The organism is Micromonospora sp. DT43 (assembly GCF_049841645.1).
In the GTDB taxonomy this organism is placed as follows: Bacteria; Actinomycetota; Actinomycetes; order Mycobacteriales; family Micromonosporaceae; genus Micromonospora.
The window spans coordinates 238,747-254,388 of the sequence record NZ_JBNCKR010000007.1 but is presented as its reverse complement, the minus strand read 5'-3'; the positions used below and the strand labels follow the sequence as shown (position 1 = coordinate 254,388).

General features: G+C 70.0%; 19 protein-coding genes and 1 pseudogene. 10 read left to right on the top strand and 10 right to left on the bottom strand.

Annotated elements, in window-relative coordinates:
* Positions 1-125 precede the first annotated feature (125 nt).
* Complete coding sequence (locus tag ACLQ26_RS19290; protein ID WP_425745720.1) at positions 126-839, top strand: HD domain-containing protein; 714 nt, start codon at positions 126-128, stop codon at positions 837-839.
* Between the two features lie 241 nt (positions 840-1,080).
* On the opposite strand, the gene ACLQ26_RS19285 is transcribed toward ACLQ26_RS19290, so the two are convergent.
* A complete protein-coding gene (locus ACLQ26_RS19285; protein WP_425745719.1) occupies positions 1,081-1,452 on the bottom strand; it encodes a barstar family protein in 372 nt (123 codons plus the stop codon).
* A 99-nt stretch (positions 1,453-1,551) separates the two neighbouring features.
* The gene (locus ACLQ26_RS19280) at positions 1,552-1,923 is read right to left on the bottom strand and encodes a ribonuclease domain-containing protein (RefSeq protein ID WP_377556929.1); all 372 of its coding nucleotides are present in this window, start codon (positions 1,921-1,923) and stop codon (positions 1,552-1,554) included.
* Between the two features lie 352 nt (positions 1,924-2,275).
* Between ACLQ26_RS19280 and ACLQ26_RS19275 the strand changes: the two genes are divergently transcribed.
* From ACLQ26_RS19275 to ACLQ26_RS19265, 3 genes are all read left to right on the top strand, one after another.
* On the top strand, positions 2,276-3,049 hold the full coding sequence (locus tag ACLQ26_RS19275) for a hypothetical protein (RefSeq protein ID WP_425745718.1): 774 nt from the start codon (positions 2,276-2,278) through the stop codon (positions 3,047-3,049).
* A 74-nt stretch (positions 3,050-3,123) separates the two neighbouring features.
* The gene (locus tag ACLQ26_RS19270; RefSeq protein WP_425745717.1) at positions 3,124-3,627 is read left to right on the top strand and encodes a hypothetical protein; all 504 of its coding nucleotides are present in this window, start codon (positions 3,124-3,126) and stop codon (positions 3,625-3,627) included.
* Positions 3,628-3,768: 141 nt separating this feature from the next.
* On the top strand, positions 3,769-4,122 hold the full coding sequence (locus ACLQ26_RS19265) for a hypothetical protein (RefSeq protein ID WP_425745716.1): 354 nt from the start codon (positions 3,769-3,771) through the stop codon (positions 4,120-4,122).
* Between the two features lie 122 nt (positions 4,123-4,244).
* Here ACLQ26_RS19265 and ACLQ26_RS19260 read toward each other — a convergent pair whose 3' ends face one another.
* Positions 4,245-5,195: a DUF559 domain-containing protein gene (locus ACLQ26_RS19260; RefSeq protein WP_425745715.1), complete on the bottom strand. Its 951-nt coding sequence runs from the start codon at positions 5,193-5,195 to the stop codon at positions 4,245-4,247.
* A 269-nt stretch (positions 5,196-5,464) separates the two neighbouring features.
* Between ACLQ26_RS19260 and ACLQ26_RS19255 the strand changes: the two genes are divergently transcribed.
* The 4 genes from ACLQ26_RS19255 to ACLQ26_RS19240 all read left to right on the top strand — a co-directional run bounded on the left by ACLQ26_RS19255 (position 5,465) and on the right by ACLQ26_RS19240 (position 9,182).
* On the top strand, positions 5,465-6,028 hold the full coding sequence (locus ACLQ26_RS19255; protein ID WP_425745714.1) for a carboxymuconolactone decarboxylase family protein: 564 nt from the start codon (positions 5,465-5,467) through the stop codon (positions 6,026-6,028).
* A gap of 91 nt (positions 6,029-6,119) precedes the next feature.
* Positions 6,120-7,283: a M20/M25/M40 family metallo-hydrolase gene (locus tag ACLQ26_RS19250; RefSeq protein ID WP_425745713.1), complete on the top strand. Its 1,164-nt coding sequence runs from the start codon at positions 6,120-6,122 to the stop codon at positions 7,281-7,283.
* A gap of 41 nt (positions 7,284-7,324) precedes the next feature.
* Positions 7,325-8,455 carry a carboxylate-amine ligase gene (locus ACLQ26_RS19245; protein WP_425745712.1) on the top strand — a complete coding sequence of 377 codons (1,131 nt, stop codon included), beginning with the start codon at positions 7,325-7,327 and terminating at the stop codon, positions 8,453-8,455.
* Positions 8,456-8,582: 127 nt separating this feature from the next.
* Positions 8,583-9,182: a nitroreductase family protein gene (locus ACLQ26_RS19240; RefSeq protein ID WP_425745828.1), complete on the top strand. Its 600-nt coding sequence runs from the start codon at positions 8,583-8,585 to the stop codon at positions 9,180-9,182.
* On the opposite strand, the gene ACLQ26_RS19235 is transcribed toward ACLQ26_RS19240, so the two are convergent.
* From ACLQ26_RS19235 to ACLQ26_RS19210, 6 genes and pseudogenes are all read right to left on the bottom strand, one after another.
* Entirely contained in the window at positions 9,166-10,710 is a 1,545-nt protein-coding gene (locus ACLQ26_RS19235; protein ID WP_425745711.1) for an NAD(P)-binding domain-containing protein, read from the bottom strand. The genes ACLQ26_RS19240 and ACLQ26_RS19235 overlap by 17 nt on opposite strands.
* A 182-nt stretch (positions 10,711-10,892) precedes the next feature.
* Entirely contained in the window at positions 10,893-11,222 is a 330-nt protein-coding gene (locus ACLQ26_RS19230; protein WP_425745710.1) for a hypothetical protein, read from the bottom strand.
* A 44-nt stretch (positions 11,223-11,266) separates the two neighbouring features.
* Positions 11,267-12,502, bottom strand: a complete 1,236-nt coding sequence (locus tag ACLQ26_RS19225; protein WP_425745709.1) for a hypothetical protein — start codon at positions 12,500-12,502, stop codon at positions 11,267-11,269.
* A complete protein-coding gene (locus tag ACLQ26_RS19220) occupies positions 12,499-12,810 on the bottom strand; it encodes a type VII secretion target (RefSeq protein ID WP_425745708.1) in 312 nt (103 codons plus the stop codon). The genes ACLQ26_RS19225 and ACLQ26_RS19220 overlap by 4 nt, the downstream gene beginning before the upstream one ends.
* A gap of 29 nt (positions 12,811-12,839) precedes the next feature.
* Complete coding sequence (locus tag ACLQ26_RS19215) at positions 12,840-13,292, bottom strand: hypothetical protein (protein WP_425745707.1); 453 nt, start codon at positions 13,290-13,292, stop codon at positions 12,840-12,842.
* Positions 13,293-13,584: 292 nt separating this feature from the next.
* Positions 13,585-13,713 (bottom strand): annotated as a pseudogene (locus ACLQ26_RS19210) (GntR family transcriptional regulator); the annotation flags it as partial.
* Positions 13,714-13,966: 253 nt separating this feature from the next.
* Here ACLQ26_RS19210 and ACLQ26_RS19205 point away from each other — a divergent pair.
* Positions 13,967-14,227, top strand: a complete 261-nt coding sequence (locus ACLQ26_RS19205; RefSeq protein ID WP_425745706.1) for a DivIVA domain-containing protein — start codon at positions 13,967-13,969, stop codon at positions 14,225-14,227.
* Entirely contained in the window at positions 14,224-14,496 is a 273-nt protein-coding gene (locus tag ACLQ26_RS19200; RefSeq protein ID WP_425745705.1) for a hypothetical protein, read from the top strand. The genes ACLQ26_RS19205 and ACLQ26_RS19200 overlap by 4 nt, the downstream gene beginning before the upstream one ends.
* Positions 14,497-14,550: 54 nt before the next feature.
* Here ACLQ26_RS19200 and ACLQ26_RS19195 read toward each other — a convergent pair whose 3' ends face one another.
* The gene (locus ACLQ26_RS19195; RefSeq protein ID WP_425745704.1) at positions 14,551-15,438 is read right to left on the bottom strand and encodes a hypothetical protein; all 888 of its coding nucleotides are present in this window, start codon (positions 15,436-15,438) and stop codon (positions 14,551-14,553) included.
* Between the last annotated feature and the right edge of the window lie 204 nt (positions 15,439-15,642).

Here is a 15,642-nt window from a genome sequence, read left to right as displayed (position 1 = left end):
GTCGCGGGTCCGAGCGCTCCGGACCCCCCGACATCGGGCGGCGGAGTCGATCACCGCGCAAACGCGTGGTCGGGTCGGCGACCGAGCGGGCCATCGACGGGGGGAAGATCGGCTATAAGTGACGCATGGACTTCCCGCCGCACCTGGGCAGCATGCCGATGCACGCGATCACCGAGATCCACGGCGAACCAGGCCTGCTGGAGCGCTTCCGGCTGGAGGTCGAGCGCTTCGACGACGCCGAACGCGTCCGCCTGACCGCCGCGCTCGACCTGGCCGCCGAGCTGCACCGCGACGACCGGCGGGTCCGCGAGCCGTACCTCAACCACCTCCTGCGGGTGGCCATCCGGCTGATGCACCACTACCAGGTCGGTGACGTCGACGTGATCGTCGCCGGCCTGCTGCACGACGCGGTGGAGGACCACCCGGCCGAGCTGGCCGACGGCGGCACCGACGCCGCGCTGGCCACGCTCGCCGCGCGGTTCGGGCCCCGGGTGGCAACCCTGGTCGCCGCCGTCACCAACCCCGCCTACGACCCGCAGCGCGACCGCAACGTCCAGTACCGGGAGCACCTGGCGGTCAGCCTGGACCGGGAACCCTGGGCGCGGGTGATCAAGGTGTCGGACTTCACCGACAACGGCGTCGGGGTGATCCACACGATCGGGCCGAAGGTCGTGTCGTCGGCCCGGAAGTACCGGCCGCTGGTGCCGCTCTTCCGGGATCTGATCGGTCGTCCGGACACCCCGCTGTCGCCGGAGGTGAAGGCCCACATCTTCGGCCAGCTCGACCTGGCCGAGGAGCGGTTCAGCGCCATCCTCGACCGGCCGGCGCACTCGCGCTGACCGGCGGGGTTCGGCGCGGCGTTCACGCGCGGGAGAGCACCGCGACGCGGGCCGCGTGGACGCTCGGCCGCACCAGCTCGTCGGCGACGGCGCGGGCGTACTTGTCGTACGTCAGCGAGGTGGTCGCCTGCGCGCGGGTGAGGGGTTCGGCGACCAGCCGCTGCGCGGAGGCATGTCACTGGTGCGAGCGACATACCTCAGAGTCATGCTCATACCTCTGAGCCGTAGCGCGCACCGAAAACTACCTCCGGGGGCCGCCCTCGTCTCGCAGGACGAGGCGCAGCGGGTGCGGGGCGCTGGTGGCGAGGTCGTCGAGCACGGCGAGCAGGAGGGCGTACTGCTCGTTCGGCTCGTCGGCGAGCAACTGGCCCGCGTCGGTGATCAGCAGGGTGAGCGGGCCGGCGTCGAGCCGGTCCGCGAGCACGTCGGAGAGGGCGTCCCAGGTGTCCCCCAGGTACGTCGGCAGGGCCAGCGCGGTGGCGAGCGCGGCAAACAGGTCACCCCTGGTCCGGGTCACGGCTCCGACCAGCACCACCGCGTCGGACACGTCGTGGGTGTCGTCGCGGCGGACGGTAAGCCAGTCGGGTGTCCGACCCGCGTTCTCATCGGTCATCATGTGCCTCCTGATCGGACGCGACGACATCGGACCGGGCAACATCCGACCGGGGCGACGACGCGGGCCGGCCGACCGCGGCCGGCCGGCCCGGGTCGGTCAGAGCCGGTAGAAGTCGGTGTAGTGGTTGGGTGAGAACCAGGTCGCGCCGGTGCTGCGGTTCACCACGATCCGGTACGCGTCGCGGGCTGCGCCCTGGGTACGCGGATACACGTCGTACTCGTAGTAGGTGGCGTTGGTGGGCAGTTGACCCTCGTAGTTGTAGAACCGGCCGCCGGCGAAGTTGGACAGCCCACCGCTCCACGAGTACCAGCCACGGCTGGTCGGGAAGCCCTTTGCGGACCAGCCGGAGCGGGCGGTACGCGCATCCGCGCAGCGGCTGACGGTGCAGGAGCCGTAGACGGCCGCCGACGCGGAGTCGGTCAGGCGAGGGGCCACCACGGACGGGCCGACAAGCGCGGCGGCGACCATGGTGAGGAGCAGGGCGAGGGTGGTGGTACGCCGGCGGATCGCGCCGAGCGTGGCCAGCGGGGACACGAGGGTGGACACAGGCTGCCTCCAGACCATCCGATCCATCGATCCACGTCGTTGGCGGATCGGAGTCAGTCTCGCCGTTGCCGGCCGTCGGCGACAGCCCACACCACCCCAACTGCTCCACAATGCTCGGTGAACCCCGGGCGATCGGCCCCTCCCCGAGCGGTGGCAGCGGTGGCAGCGGGGGCAGCCCGACGCCGGCCCAACCTGGGGCCATCGGCGCGGCTACGGGCATATCGGTCATCGGTTGTTAGCGTGGCATGCGGATCGGTGACCGTGAAGGGGTGCCATGACGGACGCTCCCGAGGAGAGGCCGAGGCCCGCGGATCTGTGGCGTCGGCGGGGCGTCCATGGGCTGACCATCGCCCGGGACGTGAGTGTCCGGGGTTGGCGATGGTGGGCACGGACGTGGGATCGGCTGGTGGCCGCGCTCCAGGACGAGGCACCCGTCGGGGCCGGGGCCGACCCGTCCCCACCGGGGCCGCTCATCGACCAGCGCGACGCGCCCCGGCTGATCGCGGTCCCCGCCAGGGGGTACGTGTACGCGTTCTACGTCCGCGCCACGTTTGCCTGGTCGTCACCGGCGAGCCTGCGCGCCGAGGTGTTGAGCTGGTACGTGCAGTACTTCCAGCCGAACGCGATCCAACGGCTGACCCGGCTCGCCGCCGACGCCGCCCGGGACCTGCCGCCGCACCGGGCAGGTGACCTGGAGGTGGCGTTGCAGCGGGCGCTCGCCGACGAGCCGGAGTGGCGCTACCAGCGCGGCGACGTCCTCATCACCTGCCGACCCGACGCCACCGTCCGGCTCGACGAACGGATCATGCCGGCCCTCCGGCCGCACGTCGACCGGATGGTGGAACTGGAGTACCAGTTCGACGAGCAGTTGCGCAGGGCGACGTACGCCGAGGAGCTGAGCCGACGGTGGACGGCGATCCTGGGCGACCACCTCGACGCGGACGCCGACCGGGAGGTGGCTGACGCCCGTCAGCACCTGCTCGACGCCCAGAGGGAGGCCGCGAGGTGGATCGGCGAACTCCTTCACCTCCGCGCTACCAAATCTTGATCACGTCAACGAGGAAAGCTGGCTAGCATCCTTCCGTCCTTCCGCTCGGGAAGGCACGGGGAGGAACGTACGCCATGGAGCTCGAACGCAACTGGAAGCCGTACGCCAAGGGTCCGGCACTGCTCGCGCTGGCGGTGGTCCTGGCGCTCTCGCCGGAGATCCTGTCGGCGATGGGCCGGGAGTTCACCTTCGGCAACTGGGTCGGCTACGTGATGGCGCTGCTCGCCCTGATCGCCGGCCTGGGCGCGGTGCGGGAGAGCCGCCAGGCATTCGCTGTCCGCATCGGTGCGCAGGGCATCAGTTGGACCAGGGGCGAGGCGACTGTGGACTTCGCCTGGTCGGACGTGAGCCGGGTCGCGGTCGAGAAGAAGCCCAACGCCGGCAAGCTGGAGAAGCCGAGCATCCTGACCGTCTGGGTCGCCGACCAGACCGAGCGGGCGCTGTCGCCCGACGTCGAGCTGACGGGTCTGCGGGGCTACCACGTCGCCGACCTGAAGAGCACCAAGCAGTCGCGCGACCAGGTCGAGGCGGCCCTGCGCCAGTACGGCGGAGACCGCTACCCCGCACCGGCCAACTGACCCGTCGCCCCCTCGGAGCAGCCCACAATGTCGACGATGCCCACGCCCGGGGCCGTGCCGCCCCCGGCCCTCCGCCCACCCGCCGACGGGGAGTGCCAGTTCTGCGGCAGCCATCCCGCGGCCCACGTGTCCTTCCAGTCGATGACCAGCATCGTGATCCTGTACGTCGTCTCCGCACAACGCGGCTGGATGTGCCGTAACTGCGGCCTCTCGCTGTACCGCCACCACGCGAACAAGACCATGCTCGCCGCGTGGTGGGGAGTCGGCATCATCGGCATTCCGATCTTCCTCGGCGTCGACCGCTTCCGGCTGCGTCGCATTTTGCGGCTCGCCCCACCGCAGCCCACGCCGGGCGTCGCGGCATCGCTGCCGGCACCCCTGGATCCCGGCAGGCCGCTGATCCAACGCCCGGGCGCCATCCTGAGCATCGTCCTGGTGACCGTGCTCGTCCTGGTGATCGGCTGCGGAGCCCTGGCCTTCGGCGCCTCCGAGTAGCACCACCTCCCGCTCCGCCGGCCCAACCCAGCCCGGCCCGGCCCGGCCCGGCTACGCTCCTCATGATCAAGTGATGGTAAATAGGTCCGGAGGGTCTCTGAGACCTACTTCTCATCACATGATCATGGGGGGTTACGGCGAGCGGCGAGGATGGCGAGGGTTTCCTGGCGGACCTCGGCGGGGTTCGCCACAAGGCGGCGGTGGGTGAAGCGGACGACGAGGATTCCGATGGTGGCCAGCAGGGCGTCGCGGCGGAGGTCGATCTCGCGCTCGGCCTGGCCGGCGTGCGTGCCGGCGCCGTCGAGTTCGACGTTGACGCGCTCGGCCTCGGCGAACATGTCGAGGTAGATGGTTCGGGCACCGACCCGTATCCGGGCCTGGCGGGTGAACGCCGGCATACCGGGGCTACTGAAGACGTGGTCGTGGCCCCAGATCTCCAGCGGGCTGCGGCAGCCGGCGGCGAGCCGATCCAGCAGACTGCGCAGCGCGGCGCGATCGGTCGTCCGCGGCACCTCGGCGAGGGCGGCGACGAGTCGCCCCGGCGTGGTGAGCCGGTCGTTTACCGCGCGGATCAGCGGGTTGGGTCGCTCGACCGGCGGCAGTAGCGACCAACAGTCCACCAGGGTCCGATCGAGCCGCGTCACCGGCAATCCACCCCGCACCACCACCTCCGGCGGCTCGACCGCGAAGCCGACGCGATGGCGTACCACGAGATGCGGCCGGCCACGCAGGCCCGATCCCCTGGGCAGGTCGACGGACAGCGGCTCGCCGGGTGGCTGCTGGCGGAGACCCCACACGTCGAGCGCGCTCAGTCCGCTGAGAGCGCCACGCCCGTCGGTGTACGCCAGCACGGCACGGCGGGCCACCTCCGGATCGACCCGGGCCAGAGGTGGCAGGTCGGACGTGGTGTCCCGGATCAGCGCGGCGTCACCATAGACCCGGGGCAGCAGCCGCACGAGCCGCCCCGCCCGCCAGGCTGTCTGGATCGTCCACACTGGCGTGACCCGTAGTGCGTCCCGCCGAACGACCAGGCCACCACCGCGCACGACGAGTTCGTGCAGCTTCGGGTCCACGCGCCCCACCCTGTCGCGACCTGCCGCCGATCGCCGCCCGAGCCCGAGCTGCTGTGGACAGCGTGGGCGATTGTGGACCGTGACCCGCACCCGGTTTCTGTGTGATAGGGCCCGTCGGGCCCCGGAAAAGCATGAATGAAGAAAGACACGCGGCGGACAGGATGAGATCGTGGCTGCGCGGCGACTGTCACGCCGCCCCGCACGGGCAGTCCCGCCGCAAAAGGCGTCGTCCGGTCGGGCCGCGGTTCACGGCTGGAGGGCGGATCACCATGGCGCACATCGATCTCGGGATCGACGAGAAGGAGTTTCCCGGCATCAGCGGCCCGATGCGGTACCGCCCGGAGACGGCGAAGCCGCTCAACGAGTTGGCCGAGGTGCTGCTGCGGGCCCCGCACTCGCTCCCGGCCGGCGAGCGCGAGCTGATCGCCGCGTACGTCTCCGGGCGCAACGAGTGCACCTTCTGTTGCGCGTCGCACTCGGCGTTCGCCGCCGCGCAGCTCCACGAGGGCATGACCCTCGTCGACCAGGTACGCGCGGACCTCGACAGCGCACCGATCTCGGCCAAGCTGCGGGCGCTGCTGCGGATCGCCGGCGCGGTGCAGATCAGTGGCCGCAACGTCACCACCGAACTGGTCGCCGCCGCCCGCGCCGAGGGCGCCACCGATCTGGAGATCCACGACACGGTCCTGATCGCCGCCGCGTTCTGCATGTTCAACAGGTACGTCGACGGGCTGGGCACCTTCGCGCCCGAGGGCCAGGAGGCGTACGTCGGGATGGCGCACCGGATCGTCGAATTCGGTTACGGGTCGGCGGCCAACGCGCCGGCGGTCTGAGCACAACCACGGGTGACCCCACCCCGATCCCCCTGCGATTGTCGACTGGCACGCCTGATGAAGCCCGTCGGCCGTGCGGTTGGAGGGATCGATGGACCGTCCCCGCTTCCTGCTCGACGCCGCCCAGCGGCTTCGAGCCGACATGGTCGACCGGCTGAGCACGCTCGTCTCCCGCGAGTCGGCGCCGGGTTCGCTGCCCCAACTCGAATCCTGCGCCGACCTGCTCGCCGACTGGGGGCGCGACGTGCTCGGCCGGCCCGCCCACCGGGTCGTGATCGACGGTCTGCCGCACCTGCTGTGGCCTGCCGTACACCAGCGTGTGCTGCTGCTCGGCCACTTCGACACCGTCTTCCCGGTGGGCACGATCCGGTCCCGGCCCTTCACCGTGCGCGGAGACGTGGCGACCGGGCCCGGCGTGTGCGACATGAAGGCCGGCATCGTGCAGATGGTCACGGCCCTGAGCCTGGTCGAGGACACCTCGACGGTAGGCGTGCTGCTCACCTGCGACGAGGAGAGCGGGTCCGGCACCTCACGGGACCTGATCGAACGGGAGGCGCGGCGCTCGGGGGCGGTCCTGGTCTGCGAGGCGGCCACCCCGGACGGGCACCTGAAGGTGGCCCGCAAGGGTGGCTCGGTCTACCGCGTCACCGTCTCGGGTCGGGCGGCCCACGCCGGCGTCGAGCCGCAGCGTGGGGTCAACGCCACTGTCGAGGTCGCCCACCAGGTACTCACGCTGGGCGGGCTCGGTGCGGCCGACAGCGGCGGCACCTCGGTCACGCCGACAGTGCTCTCCGCCGGCACCACCACGAACACGGTGCCCGAGCGCGCCAGCCTGGCCGTCGACGTCCGGGCCTGGACGAGGGACGAGCTCGAACGCGTCGACCACGCCATCCGCGGACTCGTCCCGTTCCTGCCCGAGGCGACGCTCGCCGTGCACGGCGGCATCAACCGCTACCCGATGTCCGCGGAGCTCGCGCGGCCACTGCTGGAGGTGGCCCAGTCGATCGCCCGCCGACTGGGCATCCCGCGCCTGACCGGCGCGTACGCCGCCGGCGCGTCGGACGGCAACTTCACCGCCGCGCTCGGCGTACCGACGCTTGACGGCCTGGGCGCGGTCGGCGGTGGAGCGCACGCCGCCGACGAGTACGTCTGCCTCGACCGGATGCCCGAACGGACGGCGCTGTTGGCCGGGCTCGTGGACGCGCTGTCCACGATGGAGCGTTTCGACGAGCGACCCGTCGACGACATACCGTAACGTGCTCAGTGCCGGCGTACGACCGGCAGCGAGGACGGGACATGACGACGGGACAGCTCTCGGGACCGCCCCTGCTCGGCGTGGAGGAGGAGTTCCTCGTCGTCGACGCCGACCGGGGCGAGGTCGTACCGCAGGCGGCGACTGTCGTCGACGGCGCGCGCCCGACGCTCGGCCCCCGGGTGGGCGGCGAGATCACCACCTTGCAGATCGAGACACGCACCGACCCGTTCCAGAGCCTCGACGACCTCGCCGCCCAGCTCGTCGAGGGCCGGGCCGCCATTCAGGCCGCCGCCCGCTCGGCGGGTCTCCGGGTGATCGCCAGCGGCTCACCGGTGCTGGGCCAGGCGGTGCCGCCGCCGCTGACCCAGGGGCCGCGGCAGGATCGGGGCACCGCGACCTTTCGTGGCCTGCACGACGAGCTGGCGATCTGCGCGGTCCACGTCCACGTGGAGCAGCCCGACCGGGACCGGGCCGTGCTGATCGGCAACCACCTGCGCGCACACCTGCCGGTGCTCATCGCCCTCACCGCCAACTCGCCCTACTGGGCGGAGCGCGACACCGGCTACGCGAGTTGGCGCAGCGTCACGTGGGGGCGCTGGCCGGTGGCCGGCCCACCGCCGTACCTGACGTCCGCCCGGCAGTACGACGACCACGTGGACATGCTTCTCGACGCGGGCGCGCTCGTCGACCACGGCACGATCTTCTGGGATCTACGCCTGTCCACACACCACCCCACACTTGAAGTGCGGGTGTCCGACGTGCCCGTCACCGCCGTCGAGTCCGCGGCGCTCGCCGCCCTGGTGCGGGCGCTGGTGGTCGTCGCCGGGGAGGCCGTCGACCGGGGCGACGAGGGTCCGAGGCTGGTCCCCGAGCTGCTGCGGCTCGCCTACTGGCGGGCCGCCCGCGACGGCATGGGCGGCCACGGCGTCGACGTCGCCACGGGCCGGCTGCTGCCCGCGGCGGCCCTCGCCGAACGGCTCGTCGCGTACGCCCGGCCGGCGCTGGACGCGGCGGGCGACCGCGATCGGGTGCAGCGCTGGCTGACGTGGCTCGCCGCGGACGGCGACGGCGCGACCCGCCAGCGGGCCGCCCACGCGGTGCGCGGACGACTGGCCGACGTCGTCGACGAGATCGCCAGCCGGACCGCGCCCGAAGAGGGCACACCTGCGTAACGACAAGCCGCCCGGCCTCCGACATGCTGGGGAAACCGGATGTCGGAGGCAGGGGAGGCCACAGGTGAACGACACCGACCTGACACCCAGGGTCCCCGTTCAGCACCACCGCAGGCCGCCGGCCGACATGGTGCGTGAGGCCGAGGCGTTCGCGCAGCGGATGGCGCAGCGCCGATCGGTGCGCGACTTCGCCGCTGACCCCCTGCCCGACGGGGTGGTCGAGGCCGCCATCCGGGCCGCGTCGACCGCGCCCAGCGGCGCCAACGTGCAGCCGTGGCGGTTCGTCGTCCTGACCGACCCGGCCCGCAAACGTCGGCTGCGCGAGGCCGCCGAAGCCGAGGAACGCGCGTTCTACGACCGTCGGGCCTCGGCCGAGTGGCTGGGTGCGATCGCCGGGCTCGGCACCGACTGGCGCAAGCCGTTCCTGGAGACCGCACCGGCCGTCATCGTCGTGTTCGAGGTGCACCAGGGGCCGCACAGCCCGAAGCCGTACTACGTCAAGGAGTCCGTCGGCATCGCGGTCGGCCTGCTGATCACCGCGCTGCACCACGCCGGCCTGGTCACGCTTACCCACACGCCCAGCCCGATGCGGTTCCTCAACGAGGTGTGCGAGCGGCCACCGGAGGAACGCCCGTACGTCGTGATGCCCGTCGGTTATCCCACGGCGGACGCCCACGTCCCCGACCTGCCCCGCAAACCCCTGGACGAGATCATGGTCCGCTGGTGAGATCCTTGGTCAGGAACTCGACCAACGGCTCCACGTGTCGGTCCGGACGTCGCCACTCGGCGAGCAGATCCTCCAGCAGATGCTGCTCCGCGACGAGTTCCGTACCGCGGTAACGCCTGATCACCGGGTGGATGAAAGCGCTCTCCCGGGCGCGGTCGGGCGTCGGGTGCCTGTCGATGGCGAAGACGTCGCCGTAGTCGTCGCGGCCCCACCGCAGCGCCAGCGTGTACCACTGCGTGGCGGCCGCGAAGCGCTCGACGGCGTAGTCCTCCGGCAGGTCCTCGTAGTGGTGGATGTCGCCGGTGGCGTCGTCGCGGACGAAGGCGTCACACAGGTACTCGAACTGCGTCCACAGCGCCGAGGACCAGTTGACCCGGTCGAGCATCAGCTTGGTCAGCGACACGGCGTCGGCAGGCGTCGTCGCGTACGACAGCGGCACGCCGTCGTAGCGCTCCCGCAGGATCCGGGTGAACGTCCGCAGGTTGTAGCGGAAGCCGTCAATGAACGGCGACGACGCGTGCTTGGCGTCGCGGGCCTGGGCGATGGTGCCGGCGAAGTACAGGTCGTCGACGTTGCTCGACTGCCAGTCGGGGCGCAGACCGGGCATGCGACCGTCGCGCACCATGTCGGGGCGGGACGTCTCGTCGAACAGCGCCGTGTCCATCCGGAAGCCCGTGCACCGCAGCACCGTGTGGTAGTCCAGCTCGGCGGTCTCCCCCTCGGCGTGGGTGTACGTGATCGACACCCGGAACCGCCCGTCGACGGGCCGGATCTCGTCGATCGTGCAGTCCAGCACCGAGTGCAGGGTCTTGAACTGGTAGCTGTCGAGGATCGCGCCGTACTGGCCACGTACGTCACCGGGGTGTTTGGTGTTCCACGCCAGCCGCAGGGGCTGCCGGCTGGCGAGGTGCACCATCGACGCCCGACCGAGGATGGCCGACGCGGTCTCGAAGGCGGAGTTGCCCTTGCCGATGATCAGGACCCGCTGACCGTCGTACGCCGTGGGGTCGACGACCATGTCCTCGTACCCGATGGCATGTTCGATGCCCTTGATGGCCGGCACGAAGGGCCGGCCCCAACCGGTCGCGACGACCAGGCAGCGCGCACGCACGTCCCCCCGGTCGGTGCTGACGGTGAAGCCGTCGCCGGTCCGCGTGATCCGCTCGACTGTCGTGCCGAAGCGGATGTTGAGCTGATGGACCCGCTGGAACTCGGCGAGGTAGCGCACCAGGTCGTCGGCGGCCGGCAGGTACTCGTCGCTGAAGCGTGGAAACAGCAGGTCCGGAGAGTCGTTGAGCAGCGAGTTCCAGTCCCAGCGCAGGCGGATCTCCGGATCGGCGCTGTCGGTGTGCACCTTGTTCAGCGAGATGAGCCGCCGGTGGCGTGGAAACCGCCGGAAGAAACCGCCGGGCTCGTCGCCGCTCTCCAGTGTCAGGTAGTCGGCACCGTGTTGCTGCAGGTAGTAGCTCAGTTGGAGGCCGGCGGGCCCCGCCCCGACGATGACGTACCGGTGTTCGCTGCTGACCATCCTGCGGCCCTTCGACGGAGGAACGAATCCATCGACCATGGGATGCGAAGCGAGAAGTGTCAATGCCTAGTCACCGTCGGTCATTCCGACATGAATGGTTGGCGGCGAGGCCGACGAGGTGGACGTCGCGCTCTACCGCCCGGACTGGCGTCAGCTGAGCGCGCCGACTCGAACCGCGTTGGTCAGATCCGAGGATGCGCGTCCTCGATGCGCTCCGCTCGTACGTACGCGAGGAAGTCCGTCTGTTCGGTGCGAGCCAGCGCCTCGAACGCGGCGTAAGCCCGCGCCCTCGCGTGCGAGGTCTCCGTAGCAAGGAGGCCGATGATCGCCGCCCAGGCGAGGGAGACGAGGTGAAATGCGCGATCTTCGCGCAGCGCCGGAAGCCGGCTCAGTCGATCGAGCCGGATAGCTGCATCGTCGTCGGAGTGCGCGCGGTCGACCAGCTCGAACACCGCCTTGCCCCGGTACGGACCTCCGCTCGCGGCCAGTTTCGCCAACTCCTCGTTGGTCATCTGCCGCACCGGCGGGACCGGGAGGCTGGGCGGGGGTGGCGCGGTCATGGTTCAACTCCGAAAATTCTCGAACACTCTTCGCGGATCGCCTGGTTCAGGCGCTCGACGGACTCGTGGTCACCGATCGATGTGGCGTAGTCAATCTCTCGCTGGTACGCCCGAACCTCATTCTCGTACCGCACGACCGGGTCTTCGAACCAGCCTCTCATGCCCGCCCAGCCGGCAGCCTGGTCGTCGCGCAGGTGCTGCATCTCATGCAGCAGCGCGCCGTACGACGCCTCGGGATCGAGAACGAGTTGGCCAGGGCTGCCGGGCCCTGGGGCCGGACCGTAGGCAAGGGCATCCGAGCGGAAGGTGATGTCGACGCCCAGGTTCCGCGCCTCCTGGATCGCCGCCTCCCACTCCTCGGGGTGGGTCTGTCGGGCCGGACCCCACTTGCGAAGCGGATCGGCGTCGGCGTGGAACAGATGGGTGCCGCGATCGAGCGCACTCGCCGGCGACGCTCCCCCGGGCGTGGCGCCACGGACGAGAGCCTTCAGATCCACCATGAGCTGTTCGAGGCGGCGCAGGATGGGTGCCAGCCGACGCAGGCTCTCGATGAGTCCGTGCAGCAGGCGCGTGATTCGGGCTGCCCACTTGCCTGCGAGAGCGGTCACCTGCGTGATGACCCACGGGGTCGCCACGCCCAGTGTCAGGCCGGCTTCGGCCAGCCACTCCCAGAGGCGCACCGCCAGCACCGACACGAACTCCGCGATGAGGTCACGGACCAGACTGCGGACCACAGCGACGAGCAGCCCGGCGCCGGTGGTGACCTCCGCCATGGCATCCGCGGCCTTGGCGAGGGCAATCATCGCGGCAACGTGCCGATCGCTGTTCCGGCGGTACGCGTCGGCGGCAGCACCGCTCCAGCCTGATACCTGGCTGTCGACCAGTCCGTCGAAGGTGGTGCCCGCCTCGGCCGTGGCCACGGCGACGTTGCGCCAGGTCTGAACGTACGCGGAGATCTGGTCGGGGTCACCAGCCAACTCGTCCAGCGCGTCGGACAACGGCTTGACGTGCTCGATCAGCCAGCCCACTCCCCACGCGGCCAGTTGTCCGAGCGGATCCGTGACGAAGGCCAGGGCATCCATCGACGTCGCGACGCCGCCGATCGCGACATCGATCCAGCCCCCGGAGGTGTACCCCGCCATCAGGGCGTCGATGTCCTCCGCGATGAAGACACCACTGAACGCGGTCGTGCTGTCCTGGCGGGCAGCGATCAATGGAGATGGCTGGCTCACCTTGTGACACCATCGAACCGGTTGGCCGCGTGTTCGTCACCCCGCTCGTACCGGTCGGAGACCGTACGCAGCCCGTCGGCCGCCTCCTGCAACGCCCGCACCGTCTCGCCGAAGCCGTCGATGGTGGCCTCTTGAATGGGGTGGAGCAGGCCCGGGATCAGCTGACACATCCGACCGTACGCATCACGGCCCAGCGCGATCGAGGACGCCGCACGCCGGCATGCGTCGGCCGCGTCGGCGGTGTCGTCGACAGCGTTGGCGTGGGCTCGCAGCGCTTGGGAGTCCACCTCGAAACCGTCTGCAGCCATGATCGTGCCCGTCCTTCCGCGCGCTGCGACTACCGGAGCGACTCCCCCAGCTTTCTGAGCCCTTCCCGGGAGTGGACATCGTCGATCTCGCCAGGCTGATCCTCCAGCTTGCGCTTGGCGGCGCCAATCTCACGATCCCACTCCAGGACGTGCCACCTCACCGCCTCGGCGAGGAAGCGCTGCGGGCGCCCCGGACCCATGGTCTGGTGTCCGACGTAAATGCGCTCGAAGCACCAGAGCAAGGTGAAATATGCCTGCAACGCCTCGCGCTTCGCCGTCCCGTCAATCGGTTCACTGCTGCGCACCAGCGTGCCGAGCAGGTGCCGCGCTTGGGCTACCTCGCCGGTGCTCACGTCATGATGCAAGGATCGGGCGAGTTCAAAATCCTGATAGCGCCGCTGCTCTCGCTGCACGATGAGGGACACTCCGAGCGCGACGAGCGAGATCGCCACCGAGGTGACCGCTGCCAGTTCCGTGACCACGCTTCCCCCGTGTCGTCCTTGGATGGTCGGCGCGTGCTACAGCCATCGTCCAGCGCAGGTGGCGCGCGCCATCACCGAACCACGCTTCGGCGATGGTCGTCGAATTCATGACGCTGGTCAATCTGGATGGCATGGGAACAGGTCCGCCGGGGCTGTAGGCCAGGGCCAGCGATAGCAGCTCCGACACCTGCCGCCGCCAGACCGAAGCAGCCGGGCGAGACGTTGGTCGGCTCGTCGCTCTGGACGAACGAGTGCGTTGAATCGCGCCTCGGAAGAGTCGTCAGGCCACTACCTACGGCTCGCGCATCCAGGTCTTCGGGTCGGTCACGAAGACGCCCTTGCCCTGCTGCCGCCGAATAACCCGCAGCGCCTCCAGCCGGGCGTAGGCCATCTGCACGGTTCCGTGACTGACGTCGTAGCGAACTTACCTAGCATGTCTAGATATGTTGGTCGCGAGCTGCTCCTCGCGTGGCAACGAGTTCGGCTCATCCCCTGGTCGGGGCGGGTGCGTGTGCCCGTCCCGGCCCCACCGGACTGCTCTGCTGTCGTACCGCCGAATCGGGCTACGGCGGCGGAGCGGGCGGGTCGCCGGCGGCCCCCGCGCGGACGGCCCGCCCTTCCCGACCCACCACAAGGACCTTCCGCGCTCCCGCCTGCCCTCAGAAAGGACCGTCGTGGCTCAGGTGTACGGCTACCCGGCCCGGTTGACGCCGCACGAGGTGCGGACCCACGAGTTCGCCGCGCATCAGCGCGGCGTCGACCCCGATGAGGTACGCGAGTTCCAGGCCCGGGTGGCCGACGAGCTGACGATGCTCAACGAGACGGTACGGCTGCTCAGCCGGGAGAACGACCGGATCAGGCGAGCGCTGCGCGACTGGCAGATCATGCACGCGCAGGAGTGCCGGCCACCGCAGGACAACTCCGGGCACCGGTGACCAGGCGTCCCTCCCCCAGCGACCTGCTCGTCATCGACGGTCACGCCTCAGTGCAGTTCGCCGGGGACCGCGCGATGACCTTCCGCGTCGCCTCCGTGTCGGACCAGCCGACGTACCAGGGCTGGGTCTGGTTGACCGGCTACGTCCTCAACCGCCGAGGCGACGCGACGGCCAAACGAGAAATCTTCGTCCAACTCGCCGGCCTCCGTCCCAGCCCCGTGCCCGCCGCGCCCGCCCGAGGAGGGCAGGGCGGCCGAGGCGCTCGCTGACCTGAACCACCCAGGTGCTTCTCGACCCACTCACGGATGCCTCAACATCGGGTGTCACCGGGCGGTTGCGGGGCCCTTTCGCTGCCACCACGCCGTAAACAGAGTGATTACCTGCGCCTTGACCTCCTCCGTGACGAGCCCTCGGGCGTCACCCATGAGCGGCACGACGGCGTGCTGGTAGACGTCCTGGTGCCGTTCGACTGACGGACAGGCGAACACGGCCAACATCCGCAGGACACGCACGGTGTCCGCGCCCAGGAGGGGAAAGTGAGCTTCGAACAGTCGCGCCAGGGCCGACCACACCTTGTCGACGACGATGCCGGCGACGGCGTCCTTGACCTGCTGTGGGATGCGGGATGTGAGGTGATTCGACAACGCATCCTTCACGGTCCGCTTGGCCGCGTCGGTGAGGATGCCGATGGTCTTGTCAACCCTCTGGATCAATTGGATAAGCGCGACCAGCAGGTTGCACCAGCCGTGACTTGCCAGCCCTTTCTTGACCTCCCGGGCGGTCTGCTTGTTCTGGACGAGGTCGTCGATACCTTCCGAGATCTCATACCACGGATCAGCCATGATCGAATCGGCCAGGATGTTCATCCGGCCGTTGTCGCATGCCGCCGCCCGGTCGCCGACGTCGAAGTGACGCGGCAGCGGCGCGTCACTCTTGGGGCGCGGGTCCGCTACCCACAGGTGATTGGCAAGGTCCAGACGGGCGAGATCGATGGACTTCTGCCGATTCTTGGCGTTGAATTTCAGTGCCCTACTGCGATCCTTGTCGATGTCCCTCTTGAGCGCGGTTCGCCGGTCGTCACGCACGGCCGGGGGCGCGACGGCGAGCTTCGCCCACCCCTCCCAGCCATGCAGGGAGCCGCCGCAGCGAGAGCACGTGCAGCCCGGGTTCTGGGCGTTGGCGCAGTTCGCAGGGTGCGTGTTCACAGCCATCCGCAGTCCGCCGATCGGCTCGCCGTCGCTTGGAGTGAAGCACCAACTACCCTAAGCACCTGGCCGAGCGCTGCCAATCAGATCCTGTCGCTGAAAATCCGGCATTCCGCCACTTCAGCGAGATTGCTCGGCTGGCAGACGGGTGCGCGGGCCGCCTGCACCTATTGATGGTGTCAGATTTCTGATGGCCGTGGCCGAAACGAT